At 69.4% G+C, this 13,783-nt stretch carries 13 protein-coding genes and 1 pseudogene; 10 read left to right on the top strand and 4 right to left on the bottom strand.

What is annotated here, in order from left to right:
• Positions 1 to 300: 300 nt before the first annotated feature.
• The 5 genes from M2271_RS20540 (at position 301) to M2271_RS20520 (ending at position 4,937) form a co-directional block, all read left to right on the top strand.
• Positions 301 to 2,181 (top strand): ATP-binding protein, encoded by a 1,881-nt coding sequence (locus tag M2271_RS20540; RefSeq protein ID WP_280888735.1) that lies wholly within the window; start codon positions 301 to 303, stop codon positions 2,179 to 2,181.
• A gap of 120 nt (positions 2,182 to 2,301) precedes the next feature.
• On the top strand, positions 2,302 to 2,721 hold the full coding sequence (locus M2271_RS20535; protein ID WP_280888734.1) for a roadblock/LC7 domain-containing protein: 420 nt from the start codon (positions 2,302 to 2,304) through the stop codon (positions 2,719 to 2,721).
• Positions 2,718 to 3,074 (top strand): DUF742 domain-containing protein, encoded by a 357-nt coding sequence (locus M2271_RS20530; protein ID WP_280888733.1) that lies wholly within the window; start codon positions 2,718 to 2,720, stop codon positions 3,072 to 3,074. The genes M2271_RS20535 and M2271_RS20530 overlap by 4 nt, the downstream gene beginning before the upstream one ends.
• On the top strand, positions 3,055 to 3,672 hold the full coding sequence (locus tag M2271_RS20525) for an ATP/GTP-binding protein (protein WP_280888732.1): 618 nt from the start codon (positions 3,055 to 3,057) through the stop codon (positions 3,670 to 3,672). The genes M2271_RS20530 and M2271_RS20525 overlap by 20 nt, the downstream gene beginning before the upstream one ends.
• Positions 3,669 to 4,937, top strand: coding sequence for a cytochrome P450 (locus M2271_RS20520; protein WP_280888731.1), 1,269 nt, complete (start codon positions 3,669 to 3,671; stop codon positions 4,935 to 4,937). The genes M2271_RS20525 and M2271_RS20520 overlap by 4 nt, the downstream gene beginning before the upstream one ends.
• A gap of 149 nt (positions 4,938 to 5,086) precedes the next feature.
• On the opposite strand, the gene M2271_RS20515 is transcribed toward M2271_RS20520, so the two are convergent.
• Entirely contained in the window at positions 5,087 to 6,313 is a 1,227-nt protein-coding gene (locus M2271_RS20515; RefSeq protein ID WP_280888730.1) for a cytochrome P450, read from the bottom strand.
• A gap of 298 nt (positions 6,314 to 6,611) precedes the next feature.
• The gene (locus M2271_RS20510) at positions 6,612 to 7,499 is read right to left on the bottom strand and encodes a LysR family transcriptional regulator (protein WP_280888729.1); all 888 of its coding nucleotides are present in this window, start codon (positions 7,497 to 7,499) and stop codon (positions 6,612 to 6,614) included.
• A gap of 84 nt (positions 7,500 to 7,583) precedes the next feature.
• Here M2271_RS20510 and M2271_RS20505 point away from each other — a divergent pair, with 84 nt between their 5' ends.
• Genes M2271_RS20505 through M2271_RS20495 form a run of 3 tightly spaced genes read left to right on the top strand, consistent with a single transcriptional unit; the run spans position 7,584 to position 10,134 of the window.
• The gene (locus M2271_RS20505; RefSeq protein ID WP_280888728.1) at positions 7,584 to 8,786 is read left to right on the top strand and encodes a thiolase family protein; all 1,203 of its coding nucleotides are present in this window, start codon (positions 7,584 to 7,586) and stop codon (positions 8,784 to 8,786) included.
• A complete protein-coding gene (locus M2271_RS20500; RefSeq protein ID WP_280888727.1) occupies positions 8,783 to 9,457 on the top strand; it encodes a 3-oxoacid CoA-transferase subunit A in 675 nt (224 codons plus the stop codon). Before M2271_RS20505 ends, M2271_RS20500 begins: the two co-directional genes overlap by 4 nt.
• Positions 9,454 to 10,134 (top strand): 3-oxoacid CoA-transferase subunit B, encoded by a 681-nt coding sequence (locus tag M2271_RS20495; RefSeq protein WP_280888726.1) that lies wholly within the window; start codon positions 9,454 to 9,456, stop codon positions 10,132 to 10,134. The genes M2271_RS20500 and M2271_RS20495 overlap by 4 nt, the downstream gene beginning before the upstream one ends.
• A gap of 44 nt (positions 10,135 to 10,178) precedes the next feature.
• Here M2271_RS20495 and M2271_RS20490 read toward each other — a convergent pair.
• A pseudogene (locus M2271_RS20490) lies at positions 10,179 to 10,619 on the bottom strand (carbohydrate ABC transporter permease); the annotation flags it as partial.
• A gap of 247 nt (positions 10,620 to 10,866) precedes the next feature.
• On the opposite strand from M2271_RS20490, the gene M2271_RS20485 reads away from it, so the two are divergent.
• A complete protein-coding gene (locus M2271_RS20485) occupies positions 10,867 to 11,520 on the top strand; it encodes a helix-turn-helix domain-containing protein (RefSeq protein ID WP_280888725.1) in 654 nt (217 codons plus the stop codon).
• Between the two features lie 94 nt (positions 11,521 to 11,614).
• Positions 11,615 to 12,355, top strand: coding sequence for an SDR family oxidoreductase (locus M2271_RS20480; protein ID WP_280888724.1), 741 nt, complete (start codon positions 11,615 to 11,617; stop codon positions 12,353 to 12,355).
• 49 nt (positions 12,356 to 12,404) lie between these two features.
• Here M2271_RS20480 and M2271_RS20475 read toward each other — a convergent pair whose 3' ends face one another.
• Entirely contained in the window at positions 12,405 to 13,778 is a 1,374-nt protein-coding gene (locus M2271_RS20475; protein WP_280888723.1) for an NtaA/DmoA family FMN-dependent monooxygenase, read from the bottom strand.
• Between the last annotated feature and the right edge of the window lie 5 nt (positions 13,779 to 13,783).

Raw genomic sequence — 13,783 nt, 5'->3', positions numbered from 1 at the left:
CACATTCCACTGCCCGTTGACGAGTTCACAAGGACGTACAGACGGACATTCACGGCGATCAGGGGCATGGAAGGGCTATTTGTTCGCGATACCACATCGTGCCGCCAGTGCGGCGGGTTCACGACGACGTTGTGTTCTGAGCAGACTTGCCGGCTAGCCAGATCGCGAAACGTAGACGGGTGACTAGCATGAAGCCCATGCCTACCGGACGATCACCTTCCTCTTGGTGATCCCCTTCTGCCTGGAGCGTCGTGTGTCGGTCGCTCCGTTTTCCTGCTGCAAAGGACTGAGGACTGCTGCATGTCAGTGCCTTCACCGCTCAGCCACTACAGGTCAGCAAAGGCGTCTCACGCCCCTCCGGTCGCCCCCCTGGCCGTGCTGCTCGTGAGCGCCGCGACGGCTGGTGCGGCGGTCGCGGCTGCGCCCGCTTCCGCCGGCACCTGGACCGTGACCGTGGCTCTGAGCGCCTGGTTGTGCGTGGCGGTCACTGTCGTTGTCAGTACGTCGCTGATCCGTCGCTCCCACCGGTCTGCCGCGGCTCAGGCAGCCGAAGCCGACGTGCTTCGGAAGCAGTTGGCGCAGCAGGTGGCCGAGACCGCGCATCTGATGAACGTGACCTTGCCCGCGGTCACTATGCGGCTGCGGGAGGGAGAGAGTGCGAGTGGCGCGCTGACGAACGTGCCGCAGCCGTCCGATCCGCAGTTGCGGAAGATCATGCATGCTTTCGCTTCCGCGGTGGAGCAGGACGTGACGAGTGCCGTGGCGCTGGACAACGAACGGCGGCAAGCCCAGCACGAACTGACCCAGGCCGCCGCTGAATCGGAACGGCTGACGAAGGAGACCTTGCCCGCTGCGATCACGCAGCTCCGGGAAGGCAGCTCCGGCGACACTGTCTTCGCTGAACTTGATTTGCCTCAGGTCTCGTTGCTACGTGTCCCCGCCGAATCGTTCATTCGTGAACTCGCCCACAGCGAACGGCGGGCCGCCGCCGCCCAGGCCGCCTCGGCGAAGGCCTTGAGCCGGGTACAGGCCAAGGCTGTCAGCATGCTCGCCGACCTGCGGGAGATGCAGGAGCGGCACGGCGAAGAGGTCTTTGGTGATCTGCTGAAACTCGATCACAGCACCTCGCAGCTGGGCCTGATGACCGACCGGCTGGCGCTGCTCATGGGCGGCCGTTCCAGCCGCGCGTGGAACAAGCCGATCGTGATGGAGAGCATCCTGCGAGGCGCGGTCGGCCGGATCGCCGCATACCGGCGGGTACGGCTGCACTGTTCGACGAACGCCGCGATCTCCGGGTACGCCGCGGAAGGCGCCATGCATCTGCTCGCTGAACTGATGGACAACGCCGCCAACTTCTCGCCGCCGATCGACGAGGTCCACGTGTACCTCGAGGAGCGCAGCGCGGGAATCGTCGTCACGATCGAGGACAGCGGCCTGAAAATGTCCGACGCTGCGATGCGGCGTGCCGAGGAGTCGGTGACCGGGCGGATGACGGACCTCGCCTCGCTGCAGGGCACGCGGCTCGGTCTGGCCGTGGTCGGGAGGCTGGCCGTCAAATACGGCATCAACGTCAACTACCGGCCTTCGTCGCGCGGCGGAACCGGCGTCGTCGTGCTCCTGCCCCCGGAACTGCTCGCCCAACAGCACGACGTCGCGCCGCGGCATACCGTGCGCCCGCAGACCGCGCCCCGTCCCGCAGTCGCGGCGCCCGCGCCCGGCGACGCCGCCCAGCCCGCGGCGGCCGTACCGCCCGTCGCTGCGGTGCGGCCCGCTACCGGGGCGGACCTCCCGAAGCAGCAGGCACACCACCGTCTCGCGGACTCCACCCCGAACGGTTTGCCCGTGCGCGCTCCCGGCCGGACCATGGACGAGGCTCAGAGCGAACGGCAGCGGCGCAGGGTCGCGGCCGATGCCACCGCACAGGACAAGACACAGGCGGACGCGACACAGGCGGACGCGACACAGACGGACGCGACACAGACGGACGACGCCACGCAGACCGACGCGACGCAGGCGCAGGCGCAGGCGCAGGCGCAGGGAGCTACGGCGAGGCGCGACGCGGGTTCACTCTTCGGCGCATTCCATCGCGGACGCCGGTCCGACACCGGCGACACCGGCGACACCGGATCGTGGGCCCGTCCCGAAATCGACCACGCACCCGAGCCGCCGGCCCGCCCGTAGGCCCACGCCTCTCCCGTACGGCGCTCGGGGCCCCGGCGCCCACGCCCCGCTCGACTTCCTGAGGATTGGAGGAACGGGCCGGTAACCCGACAGCCGGGCCTTACCGTCCCATCACCCACCATGCAGACCACAGACAACAGCCTCACCTGGCTCCTCAACAGCCTCCTGGAGCGCACCCCCGGCACCCGTCACGCCCTGGTGCTGTCCCGGGACGGCCTGAAGCTCTGCTGGACCGAACACCTGACGGTGGACCAGGCCGACCAGTTGGCGGCGATGTGCTCGGGAATCCAGGCCCTCGCTCACGGCGCGTCCATGGAGTTCGGAGACGGAACCGGCGGTGTCCGTCACTCCATGACGGAGTTCCATGGCGGCCTGCTCTTCATCGTCGAGGCCGGCGAAGGGGCGCATCTGGCGGTCGTCGCCGCGGAGAACGCCGACCCCGGGGTGGTGGGCCACCAGATGACCGAACTGGTCGAACAGATCGGCGAGCATTTGCACGCCGAGCCCCGCCCGGGCGCTCAGGCAAGCGCCTCGTCGTGATGCGCCGGCCCGTCGACATCGGTGATCCCGACCGGCTTTACACCGTCACGGGCGGGCGCAGTCGTGCCGACGACCCGTTCGATCTGGTCACCCTCGTGGTCAGTGAGTGCGAACCCGCCGCCGGGATGCAGTCGGAGCACGCCCGGATCCTCGACCTGTGCCGGCATCCGACGGCCGTGGTCGAGATCGCCGCAGGCATGAAGCTGCCGATCACGGTGGTGCGCATCCTGCTCGGTGACCTCCTCGCCATGGGCAACATCACCGCCCGCCACCCGCGCGCGGCGCAGTCCGTCGCCTCGCTCCCCGACTCCGCCCTACTCCAGGAGGTGCTCCATGGGCTCCGCCATATCTGAGCTGCCTTCCCGCCCGACGCCCCTGGCCGACACTGCCGAAACAGGCCTGAAGATCGTCATCGTGGGCGGCTTCGGGGTCGGCAAGACGACCCTGGTCCGCTCGGTCAGCGACATCCGCCCGCTCAACACCGAAGAGGTGATGACCGAGGCCGGGCTCGGCGTCGACGAGACGAACGCGGTGGCGACGAAGACCACCACCACGGTCGCGTTCGACTTCGGGCGGATCAGCCTCAACGAGCGCATGGTCCTCTACCTCTTCGGCGCTCCGGGGCAGGAGCGCTTCTGGTTCCTGTGGGATCGGCTCTTCTCCGGCACCCTCGGCGCGGTCGTCCTGGTCGACACGCGCCGGATGGACGAATCCTGGTACGCGATAGACCGGCTGGAACACCACAAGATGCCGTTCGTGGTGGCCGTCAACCGCTTCGACGACGATCGCTCCCGGTACTCCCTGGAGGAGGTCCGCCAGGCCCTCGCCCTGCCCGGGCATGTGCCGCTGATCGACTGTGACGCGCGGGCCAGGTCGTCGGGCAAGGACGTTCTGATCACCCTCGTGGACCACCTGCACGAACTGGCCAAGACCCGGGAGATGACAGCGTGACCGATACCGGAGCGGCACAACGGCCGCACGCGGCCGCACCTGGCTGCCCCGCCCACGCGGGCGCGGTGCCACTGGCCGGTCTGGAGTACCAGCAGGCACCGTCGCAGCTGTACCGCACTCTGCGCAGGGAGAACGGCACGGTGGCGCCCGTGCTGCTCGACGGGGACATTCCCGCCTGGCTCGTCCTCGGCTACTCCGAGGTCAGCTACGTGACGGCCCACGACGAGCTCTTCGCGCGCGACTCGCGGCGCTGGAACCAGTGGGAGAACATCCCCGCGGACTGGCCGCTGCTGCCGTTCGTCGGATACCAGCCGTCGGTGCTGTTCACCGAGGGCGCCGAGCACCAGCGGCGGGCCGGGGTGATCACTGAGGCACTGGAGGGCGTCGATCAGTTCGAACTGGGCCGGGACTGCGAGCAGATCGCCGACCGGCTCATCACCTCGTTCGCGGGCAGCGGTCAGGCCGAACTGATGAGCGCGTACGCGCACGCCCTGGCGATGCGGGCCGCGGTCCAGATGTGCGGGATGCCGCACGCCGGTACGGACACCCAACAACTCGTGGACGACCTGCGGATCTCTCTCGACGGGGCGGGTGACGACGACGATCCGGTGGCCGCGTACGCGCGGGTGGGAGAGCGGATCCAGCAGCTGGTGAAGGAGAAACGGGAGAAACCCGGACCGGACGTCACCTCCCGGATGCTGCTGCATCCGGCCGGGCTGACCGACGAGGAGGTCATCCAGGACCTGATCTCCGTCATCGCCGCGGCACAGCAGCCGACGGCCAACTGGATCTGCAACACTCTCCGACTGCTGCTCACCGACGAACGCTTCGCCCTGAACGTCTCGGGCGGCCGGCTCAGCGTGGGCGAGGCGTTGAACGAGGTGCTGTGGCTCGATACGCCGACGCAGAACTTCATCGGCCGCTGGGCTGTGCGCGACACCCAGCTCGGCGGACGGCAGATCCAGGCCGGCGACTGCCTCGTGCTGGGGCTTGCCGCAGCCAACACCGACCCGCAGATCTGGCCCGAAGGGCACGTCGGCGCGGAGAACGCCGCGCACCTGTCGTTCAGCAACGGCGAGCACCGCTGCCCCTACCCGGCCCCGCTGCTCGCTGATGTCATCGCCCGTACAGCGGTCGAGACCCTGCTGGAGCGGCTCCCCGACCTGGTCCTGGCGGTGGAGCCGCAGGAGCTGACCTGGCGCCCCTCCGTCTGGATGCGCGGGCTGACCGCGCTGCCGGTGCAGTTCACGCCAGTCGTGCGGTAGCACACCGCACGGGCAGGCGCGCGCCTTCGCGCGGCCGTGCCTGCCTTCGCGCGGCCGTACCCGCCTTCGCGTCCGGTGGGCCGGCGATGGCAGGTTGGGGGGTACGGCCCTGCCGGTGGACCGACGCGCGCCGCCCTGCCGGCGGCGGGTCAGCCCGCGACGGGCGTGAACCGCACCGGCAGGGACTGCGGGCCTCGGGTGAAGACGCCCTGTTCCACGGGATCGAAGCCGTCGGCGAGCCGCATGTCGGGCATGGCGTCGAGGAGTTGCCCGACACCGATCTCGACCTCCGCCTTGGCGAGCAGGGCTCCGACGCAGAAGTGCCGGCCGAGCGCGAAGGCAAGGTGGTCGGCGGCAGCCGAGAAGGCGGTCGCCGTCGTCAGGTCGTCGCGGAAAATGTCGAAGCGGTCCGGGTCCAGGTAGCGGTTGCCGTCCCGGTTGGCGGCGCCGATCAGGCAGGTGACGGTGGCTCCTGCCGGTACTGTTCCGCCACTGAGGGCGACCTCGGTCGCCGACTGCCGCATGATCATGTGGACGGGCGGTGTGTAGCGCAGCGTCTCGGCGAAGGCGCGGGCGATCAGGCCGCGGTCCTCCCGTACGGCCGCCAACTGCTCCGGGTGCGACAGGAGGTTCGCGAAGATGCCGGCGATCGCCTTGTCGGTGGTCTCGCCACCCGCGGCGAGCAGCAGGCTGCAGAAGGCCTTGATGTCCTCGTCGCTCATCTTCACGCCGTCGACCTCGGCGGCGCACAGCGTGGACAGCAGGTCGTCGCCGAGGTTGTCACGGCGCTCCCGGATGATCGGCACCATGTACTCGGCGAACTCCACCCGGGTCCGCTCGCCGGCCGCGGTCACCTCCGGGTCGCCCGAGAGGTTGCCGAGGAAGGCGATGACCGAGGTGTACCAGCGGTGGAACCGGGAGTGGTCGGCCTTGCTGAGGCCCAGCATGTCCGCGATCACATTGACGGGGAAGCGGGTCGCGTAGTCGGTCACCAGGTCGGCGGATCCGGTGGGCCGGAAAGCGTCTATGAGCTCACGTGAGTTGCGCTCGACCACAGGGAGGAACTTCTCCCGCAGGTCGCCGCCGCGGAAGGCCGGGGCGACCAGCGCGCGTCGCACGGCGTGCTCCCGCCCGCTGAGCTGGAGAATCGTCTTGCCGTGTACGGGCTCGATCTGCCAGGTGTAGTTGTCGGTGGTGAACTCGCCGTCCTTGTCCTTGAAGACGCGCTCCACGTCCTCGTAGCGCGAGATGATGTAGCTCTGGGTGGCCTGGTGCCAGATGAGAGGGGCACGCTCACGCATCACCCGATAGGCCGGGTAGGGATCCGCAGCGAACTCGGGCGAGAGGATGTCGGGGGCCTGCTGCGTGGTGGACATGAGAACTCCCTGAGATCAGCAACGGGCATGCCGTGCAAGGCTATTTCATCCATGCACCGGGCCAGGCGAGTCCCAGCCGCCCACGTGTGAGCAGGGGACACGGCAGGTCGACGTCGGCATGACCGTCGTACAGGTCGGCGACCTCGGCCGGTGGCAGGGAGGTGAGGAGAACCTTGTCAGGTCGTCGACTGACCGGCATGACGAGCGGCCCGGCACCGGTGTTTTTCAACGATCGGCCTCCGCGCCCTGTCCGCCCCTGCCGAGGTGCTCCACGCACCGTCGCCCACCCGGGGCACGCTCAGTGTTTGACGCAGCTCTCGACCACCGCTGCGACCTGTTCCGTCGCGGGTGCGTTGTGGCCCGCGCGGCGTGCCAGTGCCAGGTCGACGGTCTCGCTCTCGGTGAGCGGCAGGTAGGTCACGCCATCGAGGCGCAGACTCCGCAGGGACTCCGGCACCAGGGCGACGGCGTTGCCCGCGGCGACCAGCACCACGAGAGTCGCGGTCTCGCCGACCTCGATCAGGGTGGAGGGCTGGAAGCCGGCACGGGCGCACGCTGCGAGGACCCGGCCGTGCATGGAGGAACGGTCGCGGGAAGGGTGGACGACGAAGGGCTCGTCGGCAAGTGCCGCGAGGGCGATCTTGTCCCGGCCGGCCAGCGGATGGCCGGTGGGCAGGACGGCCATGAGTCGTTCGGACCGGAGGTGGGTGACGGTGACGGCGGCGTCCATCGGTGTGCCGGCGCGCAGCAGCGCGAGGTCGTAGGTGCCGCCGAGCAGGCCGTCGACCAGTTCGGGATTGAGCAACTCACCCCGCAGCTCCAGGGAGATTCCGGGCAGCTGTGCCCGGACCGTACGGGCGATCCTCGGCAGGATGTCGTAGGTGGCGGTCCCGACGAACCCGATGGACACGCGGCCGGCCAGGCCGGTGGCGAGCTGGGCCATCTGCTCCTGCGCCCGTTCCACCTCGGCGAGGATCGACCGTGCGTACCCGACCAGGTGACGGCCGGCCTCGGTGAGTTCGACGTGCCGCGTGGACCGATGGAAGAGCGTCGTGCCGAGCCCGCGCTCCAGCTGCTTGATCTGCTGGGAGAGGGCTGACTGGGCCACGTGCAGGCGTTGGGCGGCGCGGCCGAAGTGGCACTCCTCGGCGAGGGCGAGGAAGTAGCGGACCTGCCGGATCTCCATGACCACAGCTTATATGTGAAAGTGATGGATTATGCGGAACTGAGTATTGGACGAGATGAATCTGAGGAACCTACGGTGGTTCCCATGGTTGCCAGTTTCGTTTACGCCGCAGTCAGAACGCCGTTCGGGCGGTTCGGTGGAGCGCTCGCCGACGTCCGGCCCGACGACCTCGCGGCCGTCGCCGTCACAGGAGCCCTGGCCAAGGCGCCGGCTCTCGATCCCGCCCTGATCGACGACGTGGTGTGGGGCAACGCCAACGGCGCGGGCGAGGACAACCGCAACGTGGGCAGGATGGCCGTCCTCCTGGCGGGCCTGCCGACCTCGGTGCCGGCCACGACCGTCAACCGTCTCTGCGGCTCCTCGCTCGACGCGGCGATCATCGCCTCGCGTGCCGTCGAGAGCGGTGACGCCGACATCGTCCTCACCGGCGGCGTGGAGTCGATGACCCGTGCTCCCTGGGTCCTGCCGAAGCCGTCACGCGCCTTCCCGGCCGGCCATGTGACCGCCGTGTCGACGACTCTCGGCTGGCGGCTGGTCAATGACCGCATGCCGAAGGAGTGGACCGTCTCCCTGGGGGAGTCGAACGAGCAGTTGGCCGAACGGTTCACCATCCCCAGGGATCGGCAGGACGAGTTCGCCGCCCGCTCGCACAACCTCGCGGACGAGGCCTGGGATGCGGGCTTCTACGACGACCTGGTGGTGTCGGTCGTGCAGAACGGGGAGGTCCGGCTCTCTCGCGACGAGGGCATCCGACCCGGATCCACGGCGGGGAAGCTGGCGGGTCTCAAGCCGTCGTTCCGCCCCGACGGCGTCATCACCGCCGGGAACGCCTCGCCGCTGAACGACGGCGCGTCCGCCGTGCTGATCGGCTCGGAGACGGCGTCGCAGCGCATCGGCCTGCCCCCGCTGGCCCGGATCGCCGGCCGCGGGGTGTCGGCGCTGGATCCGCAGATGTTCGGGTTCGCGCCGGTCGAGGCGGCCGAGCGGGCCCTGAAGCGGGCCGGGATCTCCTGGGCGGACGTGGCGGCGGTCGAACTCAACGAGGCCTTCGCCGTCCAGTCGTTGGCCTGCGTGGACGCCTGGAAGATCGATCCGGCCGTGGTGAACGCCAAGGGCGGGGCGATCGCGATCGGCCATCCGCTCGGCGCCTCGGGAGGCCGGATCCTCGGCACGCTCGCCGCGCGGCTGCACGAGTCGGGAGAGCGGTGGGGCGTCGCCGCGATCTGTATCGGTGTCGGACAGGCCTTGGCCGTCGTCCTGGAGAACATGACGGGGAGGACCCGATGACCGTTCACGTGTGCAGCGATGCCGACGAGGCCGTGTCCGGGGTCGAGGACGGCGCGACCGTACTCGTCGGAGGGTTCGGCATGGCTGGCATGCCGGTCGAGTTGATCGACGCGCTCATCCGGCAGGGCGCGACCGGACTGACCGTGGTGTCGAACAACGCCGGCAACGGCGACACGGGGCTGGCCGCGCTGCTGGGCAAGGGGCGGGTGCGCAGGATCGTGTGCTCCTTCCCCCGCCAGTCCGACTCGTGGGTCTTCGACCGGCTCTACCGCGCAGGGCGGATCGAGCTGGAGGTGGTGCCGCAGGGCACCCTCGCCGAACGGATGCGTGCCGCCGGTGCCGGCATCGGGGCCTTCTTCTCCCCCACGGGCGTCGGTACGCCGCTCGCCGAGGGCAGGGAGACCCGGGAGATAGCCGGCCGTACCTACGTCCTGGAGTACCCCATCAAGGGCGACCTCGCGTTGATCGGCGCCCACCGGGCGGATCGGATGGGCAACCTCGTGTACCGCAAGACCGCCCGCAACTTCGGGCCCGTCATGGCCACCGCCGCCACCACGGTCGTGGCACAGGTCAGCGAGATCGTCGACGTCGGTGCGATCGACCCGGAGGCCGTGGTGACGCCGAGCATCTATGTCGACCGCATCGTGCGGACGGGGGTGCCCGCCGCATGAACACGACCACGCCGCCGGTGGAGAACCTCGGCCGAGGGCCGCTCGGCAAGGACGAGATGGCCGCCAGGGTGGCCCGCGACATCGAACACGGCTCCTACGTCAATCTGGGCATCGGCCTGCCGACCCTGGTCGCCGACCACCTCCCCGAGGGGTCGGGGGTGGTCCTGCACACCGAGAACGGCATGCTCAACATGGGCCCCGCGGCAGGGCCCGGCCAGGTGGACCCCGATCTCACCAACGCGGGCAAGATCCCGGTCACCGAACTGCCGGGAGCGGCCTACTTCCATCACGCCGACTCCTTCGCGATGATGCGTGGCGGCCATCTCGACACCTGTGTGCTGGGGGCGTTCCAGGTCTCGGCCACCGGTGACCTGGCCAACTGGCACACCGGAGCGCCCGACGCGATCCCCGCCGTCGGGGGTGCGATGGACCTGGCGATCGGCGCCAAGAAGGTCTTCGTGATGATGACCCTCTTCACGAAGGACGGCACACCCAAGCTTGTGCCGCACTGCACCTATCCGCTGACCGGGCTGGGCTGCGTCGACCGCGTCTACACCGACCTCGCGACGTTCCGCGTCGGCCCGGAGGGCGCCACCGTGCTCGAAACGTTCGGTATCGCCTATGCCGAGCTTGCGGCCCGCCTCGACCTTCCTCTCCCGGCGACACGTCTTTCGTAGACGCTCCGACCACAGGTAGGGGACGCGGGGTGCGTCGGGAGCTGTCAGCCCTTGTTGGCGCCCAGGGTCAGGCCACTGACGAACTGGCGCTGCAGCACGAAGTACACGATGAGGGTGGGGATCGCGGTGAGCAGGGCGCCGGCGGCGACCAGGTTGGGGTCGGTGAAGTACTGGCCGGAAAGGTTGTTCAGGGCCGAGGTGATCGGCATGTTCTCGCCGGTGGAGATCAGCACGATCGCCCAGAAGAAGTCGTTGTAGATCCAGATGGAGAGAAGGGTCGCCAGGGCGGCCATCGCGGGCTTGCACAGCGGCAGCACGATCTGCCAGTACATCCGCCACACCGAGGCACCGTCGACGAGCGCGGCCTCGGTGAGTTCGTGCGGCAGCGAGCGCACGTAGTTGCTGAGCGCGAAGGCGCAGAAGCCGGACTGGAAGGCCACGTGGATGAGGACGAGGCCGAGCGCGGAGTCGTACAGCTTGCCGCTGGCGGGACCTTCTTCTTGGCAGGCGGGGGCCCCGGAGGCGACACGGCGGCCGCCTCCGGGCCCTTCGGGGAGGCGTCGGTGGTCATGCGGAGGCGAAGATCGTCTTCTTCTGGCGTTCGATCGAGGACAGCAGGCTGTCGACGCACGGCGATGTCCGGCTGCGTTCACCCTGACCATGCAGGCCAGGTCGCAACGCATACCTTTGTCCTTGTCCGCGGTGGTGGTTGTGGTGGAAGCAGGGTGTGTGATGGCTGAGCGGGAACCGCGCGGTGTCGTCGACGGTGCCTTCCGGGTGCTGCGGGCTCTTCCCGAGGCCGGCCGGAAGCATCAGGTGGCGCGTCTCGCACAGTTGACCGGGCTGCCTCGTCCGACGGTGCACCGGCTGCTCGGCCAGCTACGCCAATCCGGCGCGGTGGAGTGGACTGACGGCCACTGGGCCCTGTCGGCGTCGCTGCTGGATCTGGCGCGGCAGGTGGAGCCGTTGGCCGGTCTACGGGAGACCGCTTCGAAGGTCATCCAGCGTCTGCGGGAACAGACGGGCGCCGCGGTGTCCCTGGTCGTACCGTCGGAGGGCTCGTTCGTCGCGCTGGAGATGGTCCCGGGCCGGGACGCGCTGCCGATCGACGCGCGCAGCGGTGCGCAGATGCCCGCCTCGACGGCCGCCGCGATGGTCCTGGCCCCCAGCGCGATGCCTGCGGCGCGGCGGCGGCCGTTCGGCGCCGCGGTCGACGACCAGGACGTGTTCGCGGGACTGACCTGCTACGCCGTGCCGGTCGGCCTGCCCGGTGGGCGGCGGGCGTCGTTGCAGATCGCCACCGCAGCGCAGCGGCCCGCGGACAGGCTTGCGGCGCCCGTCCACCGGGCCGCCGTCGCACTGGAACGCAGGCTTTCCGCGCTGTGATCCGGCGGTTGTCCGTTCAGCGGACAACGCCTCGCCCGGGCGAGGCGCTTCCTTCATCGTGGCGGGGATCGATCCCACCGATGGAAGGACTCTCATGGCGGACCGGAAGATCGCCCTGGTCACCGGCGCTGGGCGCGGGCTCGGCCTGGGTATGGCGCGCCACCTGACGCGGTCGGGTGTCGCGGTGCTGGGCACCTATCTCACCAGTGAGCGCGCAGCTACCGAGGCCACCGAGCCGGACTTCGTCTTCTGCCGGCTCGACGTCACCCGGATCGACACGTTCCCGCAGTTCGTCACCGCCGTGCGGAGCACGCTGCGGGAGCGGTTCGGCGTGGAGACCTTCGACTACCTGGTCAACAACGCCGGCATCGGCACCTACGCGCCGTACGCGGTGACCACGCCCGACCAGTTCGACGAACTGGTCCAGATCAATCTCAAGGCGCCGTTCTTCCTCACTCAGGCGCTGCTGCCCCTGATCAACGAGGGCGGCCGCGTGCTCAATGTGTCGACCGCTCTGACCCGGGGCGTCGTACCCGGGATGTCCGCCTATGCCGCCACCAAAGGCGCGATCGAGGTCCTGACCCGCTACCAGGCCGTCGAACTCGCCGAGCGGTCCATCCGGGTCAACACCCTCATGGGCGGCGCGGTCGTGACCGACTTCGGCGGAGGCATCATGCGCTCGCCCGACGTGCAGAAGCTCGCCGCCCAGACCATAGCCCAGGGACGGATCGCCACGACCGACGACATCACCGCGGTGGTCCCCGCCATCCTCTCCGATGCCTTCCAGTGGGCGACCGGCGCGATCATCGACGTGTCCGGCGGCCAGAGCCTCTGACCCGGCGCGTACCCCCCCGCGTGCACGATCAGGGTGATGGCGAGGAACTTCATGACGCCGCGCGCTCGTCGCGTACGTCGTCGGGGTGGGCCAGGCCGAGGTGGTCGCGCAGGGTCGGTCCCTCGTACTCCGTGCGGTACACGCCCTGTTCCTGGAGGAGGGGGACGACCTGGTCGGTGAAGGTGTCGAGGCCGGTGGGGGTGATGTGCGGGGCGAGGATGAAGCCGTCGGCGGCGTCGGCCTGGACGTAGTCGTTGATGGTCTTCGCGATGGTGGCCGGGGAGCCGACGAAGCTCTGGCGGTTGCCGGTCTCGATGACCAGGTCACGGATGGACCATTTGTTGGCGGCGGCGAGTTCCCGCCATTCGCGGGCGGTGGCCAGGGGGTCGCGGTACATCCGGACCTGGGCGCGGCCCCGGGCGATGGTGTGTTCGCCGAGGTCGGGGTCGATGTCGGGGAGGGGACCGTCCGGGTCGTAGGCGGACAGGTCCCGGTTCCAGACGAACTCCAGGTGCTTGAGGGCGGTGGCCCCGCTGACCTGCTGGCGGCGCACCTCGTGGGCGTGTTCCTCGGCCTCGGCGTCGGTGTCGCCGAGGACGAAGGTCGCGGCGGGCAGGATCTTCAGCTGGTCGTGGCGGCGGCCGTACGCGGCGAGGCGCTTCTTGACGTCCGTGTAGAAGGCCTGGCCCTCCTTGAGGGTGGCGTAGCGGCTGAAGATGGCGTCGGCGCTGGACGCGGCGAACTCGCGGCCCTCGTCGGAGTCACCGGCCTGGAAGATCACCGGGCGGCCCTGCGGGGAGCGCGGGACGTTGAAGTGCCCGTGGATGTCGAAATGCTGTCCGGTGTGGACGAAGGCGCCGGCCTTCGCGTCGCGCAGAAAGGTGCCGCTCGCCTGGTCGGCGAGGATCTCGTCGCCCTGCCAGGAGTCGAAGAGTTCGTTGGCGGTGGTCAGGAACTCCTGCGCGCGGGAGTAGCGCTCGTTCTGCGGGAGGAAGCCGCCGCGGCGGAAGTTCTCACCGGTGAAGGCGTCCCAGGAGGTGACGACGTTCCAGGCGGCGCGTCCGCCGGAGAGGTGGTCGAGGCTGGCGAACTGGCGGGCCACCTCGTAGGGCTCGTTGAAGGTGGAGTTGATGGTGCCGGTCAGACCGAGGTGTTCGGTGACGGCGGCGAGCGCGGCGAGGATCGTGAAGGTGTCGGGGCGGCCGACCACGTCCAAGTCATAGATTTTTCCGCCCTGTTCGCGCAACCGCAGCCCTTCCGCGAGGAACAGGAAGTCGAACTTGGCGCGTTCGGCGGTCCGCGCGAAGTGGGCGAACGAGCTGAACTCGATGTGGCTGCCGGCCTGGGGGTCGCTCCACACCGTGGTGTTGTTGACGCCCGGGAAGTGGGCGGCCAGATGGATCTGCTTCAGCGGCTTGCTCATGGGGA

Source organism: Streptomyces sp. LBL (genome assembly GCF_029893585.1).
In the GTDB taxonomy this organism is placed as follows: Bacteria; Actinomycetota; Actinomycetes; order Streptomycetales; family Streptomycetaceae; genus Streptomyces.
The sequence above is the reverse complement of the archived record's forward strand: the minus strand, read 5'-3'. Positions and strand labels throughout refer to the sequence as shown.